This is a genomic window from Trinickia dabaoshanensis (assembly GCF_002879885.1).
GTDB lineage: Bacteria > Pseudomonadota > Gammaproteobacteria > Burkholderiales > Burkholderiaceae > Trinickia > Trinickia dabaoshanensis.
Map to the genome: position 1 here is coordinate 129,173 of NZ_PNYA01000015.1, position 9,527 is coordinate 138,699.

Below are 9,527 nucleotides of genomic sequence, written 5' to 3' on the forward strand. Positions count from 1 at the left end.
ATACGTGGCAACCGTTTTAGAACTCGATCCATGAACGTTTACGACGCTGCGTTGGAGCATGTCCGAAATTCGATCACGACGGCGGAAGTGCTGGGCCTGAAGTCCTGCGCGATCCTCGTGTCCGATCTGAAGCTCGTGCTCGAGATGCTGGAGGATGCCGTGCGGAACCAGCAAGGCGGCACGCAACAAAAGGCGCAATAAGGCGGACGCGATCCTGACAACGCATTCATTTTCGAGGACGACGCCAGTGAATGATTTGGCTTTGAATTCTCTTTACGTGCAAACAAGCGGCGAACGCAGCCAGATGTCGGCACGCGATATGTTGAGACTCTTGCGCGACCACATCGTCGAGGTGTTGGGCGTCGCTTTATTCGTGACCGCACTGGCGCTCGCCTACGTGTTTCTCGCGACGCCCGTGTACGAGGCCGATGTGCTCGTGCGCGTGGACCAAACGGAACCGAATGCGCTCGGGCTATCGACGCTGAACGGGCAGCAGGGGCAGCCTTATACGCCGCCGGCACCGTCGCCGTCGGCGGAGATGGCCGTCATGCAAAGCCGCTCGGTGCTCGAGCCGATCATCCGAAAGTATCGGTTCGACGTCACGATCACCCCGAAGACGCTGCCCGTGATCGGCAGCTTGGCTAACCGCTTCGCCACGCCCGGGCAACCGTCGGCGGCGTGGTTCGGCATGCGCTCCTATGCATGGGGCGGCGAGCAAGTCCACATCGGCCAGCTCGACGTGCCGCATTCGCTCGAAGAGCGCGATCTCACGTTGACGACGCTCGAAGGCGGCCGCTACGAACTGAGCGGGCCGGGCGGTGCGATCTTGACCGGCAAGGTGGGCGAGCTCGCGCGTTCGAGCAACGGCGTGTCGATGCTCGTTACGCAGCTCGTCGCGCGGCCGGGCACGCAGTTCGGCGTCAAACATTGGGCGATGCTCGATGCGATCAAGCGCTTCAGCAAAGATCTGAAAGTCAGCGATAAGGTCAAGGACACGGGCCTCGTGCAGATCGCCTATACGGATTCGCACCCGGGTATGGCGGCCGAGATCGCGAACGCGATTTCGCAGCAGTACATGGCGACGGCCGTCGCCGCGCGTCAGCGCAACGACACGGCCACCCTCGCGTTCATCAACAAGGAGTTGCCGCGCCTGCATGCGGACCTCGAGCAAGCCGAGCGGGCACAGGCTTCGTTTCAGACCAGCGCTCAATCGATGCAGCCGACCACGGAGGCGCAAGCCTACCTGCAAGGGGGCATCGACTTCGACCGGCGCATCGCGGACCTGCAGATCCAGCGCACGCAGTTGCTCGACAAGTACACGCCCGATAGCCGTTGGGTGCGCAACATCGACCAGCAATTGAGCCAGTTGCAGGCGCAAAAGGATCAGTTCAACGCGCGCTTTACGGCCATGCCCGCATCCGAGCGCAAAAACGCCGACCTGGCGCGTAACGCGAAGGTGGCCGAAGCGGTCTATCTCGGCATGACGCAAAAGGCCGAGGAGCTCTCGGTGCGTCGCGCCAGCACGACCGGCGGCGCCCACATCGTCGACGAAGCCGAAGTGCCGTTCAAACCCGTCAAGCCCGAACCGCTGCTGATTCTGCCCGGCGGCGCCGTGCTCGGTCTGTTGCTCGGCACGATGTCGGTGTTCGTGCGCCGCCATGTGATGACGGGGGTGACCGATCCGCTGTTCGTCGAAGCGCGTTTGGGTGTGCCGCTGATGGGCGAGGTGTTCTACAGCCAGCAGCAATTGCGCTTGGATCAGGAGATCGGTGCGCTCCAGCGCCGCTCGTTGGCGTCGCGCAGCACGCCGGGAGCCCCGGCGCGCCTGCCGCAGCACGCGAGCGCCGATGCGCGCGCGGCCGCGCCGGGCGCCGGCGTGTCCAAGGTCTTGGCCGACCGGTATCCCGACGATCCGACGATCGAAGCGCTGCGCAGCGTGCGTACCGCGCTCTCGCTCGATCTCGCGCACGCGCCGAACAACATCGTGATGATGGCCGGGCCGACGCCTTCCGCCGGTAAGAGCTTCGTCGCCGCGAACATGGCGGTGTTGCACGCGGAGGTGGGTTCGCGCGTGCTTCTGATCGATGCCGACATGCGCAACGGCCATCTTGCGTACTTCTTCGGCCAACCGAATCGAGGCGGGCTCTCCGAGGTGCTCAAGGGCGCCATGCAGCCCCACCAGGCGCTGCGCCGCACGAGCGTCGAGGGCTTGACGTTGATGTCGTGCGGCAGCCGCATCACGAATCCGGCCGCGCTGCTCATGCGTCAGAACTTCCGCGCGATCTTGCAGCAGTTCTCGCAAGAGTACGACCTCGTGATCGTCGATACGCCGCCGTTCCTCGTCGTGACCGACGCCGCGATCATCGCGGGCGACGCCGGGGCCACCGTGCTCGTGCTGCGCTCGGGCATGCAAAGCGAGGAGGAGATCGCCGAAACGGTGAGGAAGCTCGAGCGCTCGGAGGCGCGCGTGACGGGCGCGGTATTCAACGCGATTCCGCCTACCCGCAGCCACCGCTATTACGGCTACTACGGGTCGGGCGACGACACCGAGCCGGTGTTCGACGCCCAAGCATGAGCGTTGCAAGCGCGCGTGCGCGCGCTTGCTGCCGCGGCCAATTCAATTAGGAGAACTATGCGTCTCGTGGTCAACGGCAAGTTCACCGCGCAACGCCTGACGGGCGTTCAGCGTGTGGCTTTCGAATTGATGCGTGCGGTCCGATCGAAGCAAGCGGTCATGGACGAGATCGAGGTAGCCGTTCCGAACAATGCGATCGCTTCGGCCTCGCCGATCGAGCGCCTGCGGCCCGTGCCGTGGCTCACGGGCGATCTGTGGGAGCAGATCGCGTTGCCGATCGCCACGCGCGGCGAGTTGTTGCTGAGCTTGTGCAATAGCGGGCCGGTTTTCAAGCGGCGCCATGTGGTGATGGTTCACGACATGGCCGTCTACGACACGCCTCACACCTTCTCGCGGCTGTTTCGGACTTGGTATCGCGTGAAGTTTTCGATGCTCGTGCGCTACGCCCCGATTTTGTTGACGGTTTCCAATTTTTCGAAAGAGCGCATTTGTACGCTCCTGGGCGTGGACGAATCGCGCGTGCGCGTCGTGCGGCCCGGCACGGATCATTTCGAGCGCATCGCGGCGCAGCCGGCGATCGTCGAGCGCTTGGGGCTCGCGGGCGTGAAGTATTGCGTGATTGTGGGGAGTCTCGATCCGCGCAAGAACCTGGCGCGCGTGCTCGCCGCGCTCGGCCGGCTCGGCCATTTGCGCGACGTGACATTCGTCGTCGTGGGCGGCGCCAACTCGCGCGTCTTCGCGCAGTCTGGGGCGTCCGATTCGGCCGCGCCCGCGGACGGCGCGAATGCGCAGATCGTGCGGGCGGGATATGTCTCCGACGGCGAGCTCAAGGCCCTGTACGAACACGCTGCCTGTCTCGCGTTTCCGTCGTTGTACGAAGGGTTCGGCTTGCCGCCGCTCGAAGCGATGTATTGCGGATGCCCGGCGATCGTGTCGCGCCACCCGGCGCTGGCCGAGGCGTGCGGCGACGCGGCGATGTATTGCGACGGCGAGTCCGTGGAGGACATCGCGCAAAAGATCGAGCGGATGCTGACCGACGATACGTTGCGCGCGAGCTACAAGCAGGCCGGCTTGCTGCATGCGCATGCCCACGGTTGGGATCGCGCCGCGAGCGAGCTGATCAAGATTCTGAGAGGGGAGACCTATGAAGCCGAGCCGGCGGTTGCCGTTCGATCGGCCGCATAGCTTCCCGATGAGCGAAGAGCGATTTGCATGACTGAGCTGTTTGGATTTTCCCGCCGCCGCAGAGCGCTGCTGGCGGCGCTCGCCGCCACGGGGGCGACATCGAGTGCCGCCCCCGCGTTGGCGCACGCCGCCCGCCGGATGGCCGGTTCAGCCACGGGCGAACGCAGGATGGCGCAGTTGATCGGCGCCAACGGCTGGCCGATGACGGCGGCCGACGTTGCCATGTGGAAAGCCATGGGGCTTAGCTGGGGCCGCGATTCGGTCGGCCCGGGCCAGCGAAACTCGCCGGACGACGCGGTCGAGGTCGATAAAACGGGCGCGGCGTTCGATCACGATCTGCCGCCCGTCATCGTGCAAAACAGGCGCAATGGAATCGGCTCGCTCTTGCTGCTGGGCTATACCCCGAAGTGGAATGCGAGCATCCCGGGGGACACGCGCTCGGCCCCGAAGGACGAAACCGTATGGACGCGCTATGTCGAAGCGGTCGTACGCACCTATAGCGCGCCGCCGTACAACGTCCGCTATTTCCAGATATGGAACGAGGCGGCCGGTCCTTTGTCGGGCGGCGCCGCGCAGGCGACGTTCTGGCACGGCAAGAATTTCAGCGCGCGAGCCGAGCAAGCGAAGCCGTACGACCGCGCGATGCAAGATTACGTCGAGCTCGTGCATGTGCCCGCGGCGAGAATCGTGCGCAAGTATGGCGGTTTTGTCGTCTACGGCGGATGGCCCGATCAGGGCGGCTTGGAGACGTATATGCAATGGCTCGAGTATCGCAGCCCCGTGGTCAAGGCGCGCATGCTCGATTGGGTCGACTATCTCGACACGCATTACCTCGGCGTGGATGCGCTCACGCCGCTCTACGAGCGGTACGTCGCGAACGGGCCCGCGCGCGGCATCTGGCAAACGGAAATCGGCGATCGCTATATGCGCGATCCGCATTACCTGCCGACGTATTTTTTCAAGTTCGCGGTATGGGCGCTCGGCCACGGTTGGGACGACCCCAACAAGTATGTCTCGATGGTGTACCACTGGGACGGATTCGAGCCGTATCGCCTGACGCACCGGGGCAACCCGCGCACCTACAACGTCTCGGGAACGTCGCTCGTGGTGCTGAACAAGGTGGTGGGAGGCGCGCTTGCTCCGTTCGACGGCCGTGTCCAATTCGGGCAAGGCGCTTCGGGGCTCGCGTTGCGCTCCGGCTCCGATCTCGTGCTCCAGGTGCGTGCATCGGGGCCGGGCACGGTGCGCATTAGCGGGCTGCCGGGCGTGCAAGCGGGCACGCTCGGCGTGACGATGGTGGATGCGTTGACCGGCGAGGCCGCGGACGCGAGTGCGATTTCGGCTCGGTCGGACGGCTCGGCGATGTCGATCGATTTTCGGATGCCGGACGCCGGCAATGGAGGAGACGGGGCGAAGCGCGCGCACCTAGCGTATCTCGTGGTTTCGCCGCGCGCGGCCGCATGATTGGAAGGAGCGGCCGCTCAACTATAAATCCAGGAGATCCGACGTGAAGGAAGTCGAAGTAGCACAGCGCTTGCGTGCCGGCGGGGGGAGGGCGGTGGCGTGTTCCCATTCGAGCGGTGCGCCGGTATCGGCGCCCGGCGTGTCGGTTTCACAGTCGCTGCATGCGGCGCCGAAAACCTCGCGTGCCCCGGTGCTCCGTGGCGCGGTGCGGGCGCTGGCTCGCACGGCCAAATACTTCTTGCCCGATTACGCGGTCGTTCAGATCCAGCATCGGCGGCAGATGGGGCGGTGGGCCAATCTGCACGCGCCGAAAACGTACAGCGAGTCGATCTTGCTCCGCTGTCTGCATCCGGATACGCGGTGGGTCGAACTCACCGACAAGCTCGCGGTACGCGAATACGTGAGGCAAAAGATCGGCGACGCGCATTTGATTCCGCTGATCGCGGTGCCGGAGACGTTTACGCGCGAGGTCTTCGACGCGTTGCCGAACGCGTTCGTGATGAAGGCGAACCATGGATGCTCGTTCGTCGAGGTCGTGCGGGACAAGTCGAAGACGTCGTTCGAGGCTTTGAATGCACTCGCGCAGCGGTGGCTCGCGACCGACTATTACCGCGTCCTGCGCGAGCGCCACTATCGTTTCATCAAGCCCAGGCTTTTCTTCGAACAGCTCCTGGTTGACGAGGCCGGCAAGATTCCGGCCGATCTGAAGGTGCACGTTTTCGGCGGGCGGCCGCAAGGGCCGCTCATCCACACGATGATCATCGCGGACCGCTTCGGCGACGCGCGCGGCGACATCTACGACGAGCACTGGCACCGGATGCCGGTGCGGTTCGGACGCTATCAGCCGAGCGACGCTCCCGTGCCGCGGCCTTCGAATTGGACCGACATCGAACGTATCGCCACGCGTTTGGCGGAAGATTTTGCCTACGTTCGCGTGGACCTTTATTCGACGGGCGACCAGGTCTATTTCGGCGAGTTGACGTTCACGCCGGGTGCGGGACGCATGCCGTTCGTGCCCGAAAGTCATGAATATTTTTGGGCGCGTCTGTTGAAGGAATCGATCGAGGGTTTCGAGCGAATGCGGCGCGCAGGCTGCTTGTAAAGATTTGCGGCTTGAGAAACCGGGGTCGTCTGCTAGTATCCGAAGCAAAGGCATGCGCATTCGGTATGGGACATGCTTGCGAAGGAGACTGCCATGGTTGCCGAGATCGGTTCTAACGGCGAGATGGTCGACATTTTGCTCGTCGAGGATAGCCCCACCGATGTCATGCTGACGCGCGAAGCGCTCGAGTATCACAACGTACTCAATCCGCTGCACGTGGTCGAGGACGGCGTCGAAGCGCTGGCCTATCTGCATCGCGAGGGTGCGTACAGCGACAGAGCGCTACCGGGCCTCATCATTCTCGATCTGAACTTGCCGCGCAAGAACGGTCGTGAAGTACTCACCGAAATCAAAGGCGACCCGTCGCTTCGATGTATTCCGGTGGTGATCTTGACGACGTCGACCGCGGAGGAAGACGTGATCGGCACCTATGAAGGTTACGCCAACTGCTACGTCACCAAGCCCGTGGACTTTCAACAATACGGGTACGTGGTGCGGGCGATCCGCCAATTTTGGTGCGGCGTCGTCACGTTGCCGTCGGTTGCGCGATAGGGAGCCCGCGACCCGCCTAATCGGTCAAGACCTCGGGGTTTTTAGCCCGCTTTTGGCTAGGCATATTTGTGTCGCTTATTCTGCAATGCAACACAACGGGATCGCCGAACCATTCGCTTGGCGAGGGAGGAGGCAGTGCGGCGAGCGAGCCACGCTGCCGATCATCGAATAATTTTCAGTGAACGATGTCTAAAGGAGTTGCGTGCCGATGAAGTCCGTCACGATCGCGATCTGCAACTATAACTACGAGCAGTTCCTTGCCGACGCCATCGATTCCGCCTTGGCCCAGGACTACCCTGCGACGCGCGTGCTGGTGGTGGACGACGGTTCGACCGACCGCTCGCGCGAGATCATCGCCAGTTACGGCTCGCGCATCCGTGCCGTGCTGAAGCCGAACGCCGGCCAGGTCTCCGCATACAACCGTGCCTTGGACGAGATCGACACCGAGTACGTGATCCTGCTCGATGCCGACGATTTGCTTTATCCGGCGGCGGTGACCGAGGTCATGCGCCGTTTCGATAGCGCCGACTATGCGAAGGTGCAATTCCGGCTCGACGTCATCTCCCGGGACGGCGCGGCCACGGGCGTGACGGTCCCGCATTCGGACGCACCGGCCGACTGCGGCTCGTTGTTGCGTCAAGGCTGGCTTTATCCGTCGCCGCCCGCGTCGGGCAATGCCTACAAAACGAGTGCGTTGCGGCGTTTTTTTCCGATTCCCGAAACGTCGGAGGGCCGCTACGGCGCCGATTTTTTTGCGATTTACGGTGTGGCACTCGTGGGTCAGGTCGCCTCGATCTCTCACGCGCTAGGGGCGTACCGGGTCCACAAATCGGCACCGAAGGACGTGTCGTTCGCCAATTCCGAGAAGAACACGAAGGCCCCGAAAGCGTACATGGCCCGCTGGGGCGCGCTGCGATTCGTCGCGCGCGAGCGGCTGCGCATCGATCTGCCTGAAGCATTTCATGATTTTTCGCACGAGAAGGCCATTTTTTGCAGCGAGGTGTACGGCGCGCCGTTGATCGAGCGGTGGCGTTGGTTCGCGTTCGAATCGCGCGACTACCTCCACTCGATCGTGGCCAATCCGTTTTGGGGCCTGGCGAAAAAACTCGCCACCATCGGCCTATCGTGCCTGTGCCTCATTCCGTACGCACCGCTCTCGGATTACGTGGTGCGCTTCATCTCCAATCCGCTAGCGCGCCGAGGCAGCGCGGCCCACTGAGTTGCGTGGGCCGGCGAGCCGGGCGTTCGCGTCGCTTCAAGGGCGGCGGCCTATGACATATTGCTATGGACAAGAAAGAGAACACCCGCGTACTCGTTTTCGTGTACGCCGGCTACATCATGAGGTACTTGTACCTCCTGGTGGTCATCCCGTTCTATGGGCGTGTGCTCGGCGTGACCGAGTACGGCCGCGTGCTCGCGGCCATGTCGTTGATGAACGTCATATGGATGCTCGTAAGCTTCGGCTTCACGTTTGTGGGCATGCGCGACGCGTCGCGGGTGCATGAGAAGCACGAGCACAACCATATCTTTTCGCTGCATACGAGTGCCCGGATGTCGATGGGCGCCCTCGGTGTCCTGATCGGCCTCGTGGCGACGTTCTGCTCGCCCGTGCTGTCGGAGCGGCCGCTGATCGGCATCTTCGCGACGTTGCTCGGCGTGATCAACGGATGCAACGTCAGTTGGCTGTTTCAAGGGCGGCAGCACTTTCGAACGCCGATCATGCTCGAAGTCGTGGGCTTCGTCTTGAGCCTCGTGCTCGTGCTGCTGCTCGTTCATGGGCCGTCCGATTCGACGATGGTGCTCGCAAGCTTGTTCGTGGCCGGCGTCAGTACGATGGCGATTGCTTACCTGTTGACCATCAAGGATCTCGGTTGGCCCCGGCTGCGGCTGCGCGGCATTGCGGCGCTCATGCGCGATTCGACCATGTTGTTTCTGTACTCGACGGGTTCCGTCGTACTGACGTCCGCGTCGACCTACTTGCTCACGCTGCTCTCCACCCCCACGCAAGTCGGTTATTACGGCGCGGCGGAGCGGTTCGCCACGATCGGCCTGAGTCTCATGGGGCCTGCCTCGCAGGTGTTCATCCCCACGATATCGAGGCAGATCGCGCAAAACGATCACCACGGCGCACGCGTGACGACCAGGCGCGGCGCCACCTTGTTGCTCGGATACGGCTTTCTCGCATTGGGCGGTGCGCTCGTGCTGTCCCCTTACGTGCTGCCGCTGATTCTCGGCGCCGCGTTCAAACCGAGCGCCCATGTACTGCAATGCTTCGCATGGATGTTCCCGTTCTCGGCATTCAACCAGTTCGTCGCCTTTTACGTCCTGTTGCCACGCAAGAAGGATCGGCTCATGGCGGTCGCGGGACTCATGTCGGCGTCGGCCAATCTGACGTCCGCGCTGTTGCTCGCGCCGCATTTCGGAGCGGTCGGGATGGCGCTCGCGCGTGTAATCGGCGAAGGGACGCTGTCGCTGACGTTGCTCGTGTTCGCATGGCGCACGGGCTTGCTCGGCGCCATTTTCGGTCGAGCCACGCCCGGCGACGAGCCGAAGCGTCAAGCGTCAGCGGATAGGGGGCGCGACGATCGCGTCCGCGGCATGACCCAACTCGTCGAGCAAAACGATTCGACCTAGCGCATCGCGGGGCCG

8 protein-coding genes are annotated in these 9,527 nt (G+C 63.4%); all 8 read left to right on the forward strand.

The features are described from left to right. Nucleotides 1-30: 30 nt before the first annotated feature. The 8 genes from C0Z18_RS32975 to C0Z18_RS17520 all read left to right on the forward strand — a co-directional run bounded on the left by C0Z18_RS32975 (nt 31) and on the right by C0Z18_RS17520 (nt 9,512). Nucleotides 31-201, forward strand: a complete 171-nt coding sequence (locus C0Z18_RS32975; RefSeq protein ID WP_158244252.1) for a hypothetical protein — start codon at nt 31-33, stop codon at nt 199-201. 118 nt (nt 202-319) lie between these two features. Then, nucleotides 320-2,575: a polysaccharide biosynthesis tyrosine autokinase gene (locus tag C0Z18_RS17490; RefSeq protein WP_199189478.1), complete on the forward strand. Its 2,256-nt coding sequence runs from the start codon at nt 320-322 to the stop codon at nt 2,573-2,575. A gap of 57 nt (nt 2,576-2,632) precedes the next feature. Further along, the gene (locus tag C0Z18_RS17495) at nt 2,633-3,760 is read left to right on the forward strand and encodes a glycosyltransferase family 4 protein (protein WP_102646681.1); all 1,128 of its coding nucleotides are present in this window, start codon (nt 2,633-2,635) and stop codon (nt 3,758-3,760) included. Nucleotides 3,761-3,787: 27 nt separating this feature from the next. Continuing rightward, complete coding sequence (locus C0Z18_RS17500; RefSeq protein ID WP_102646682.1) at nt 3,788-5,224, forward strand: hypothetical protein; 1,437 nt, start codon at nt 3,788-3,790, stop codon at nt 5,222-5,224. A 43-nt stretch (nt 5,225-5,267) separates the two neighbouring features. Next, the gene (locus C0Z18_RS17505; protein ID WP_233217360.1) at nt 5,268-6,326 is read left to right on the forward strand and encodes an ATP-grasp fold amidoligase family protein; all 1,059 of its coding nucleotides are present in this window, start codon (nt 5,268-5,270) and stop codon (nt 6,324-6,326) included. Between the two features lie 93 nt (nt 6,327-6,419). Continuing rightward, complete coding sequence (locus C0Z18_RS17510; RefSeq protein WP_102646683.1) at nt 6,420-6,878, forward strand: response regulator; 459 nt, start codon at nt 6,420-6,422, stop codon at nt 6,876-6,878. Nucleotides 6,879-7,086: 208 nt separating this feature from the next. After that, nucleotides 7,087-8,097, forward strand: a complete 1,011-nt coding sequence (locus C0Z18_RS17515) for a glycosyltransferase family 2 protein (RefSeq protein WP_102646684.1) — start codon at nt 7,087-7,089, stop codon at nt 8,095-8,097. Nucleotides 8,098-8,162: 65 nt separating this feature from the next. Continuing rightward, complete coding sequence (locus tag C0Z18_RS17520) at nt 8,163-9,512, forward strand: lipopolysaccharide biosynthesis protein (protein ID WP_102646685.1); 1,350 nt, start codon at nt 8,163-8,165, stop codon at nt 9,510-9,512. The last annotated feature ends 15 nt before the right edge of the window (nt 9,513-9,527 follow it).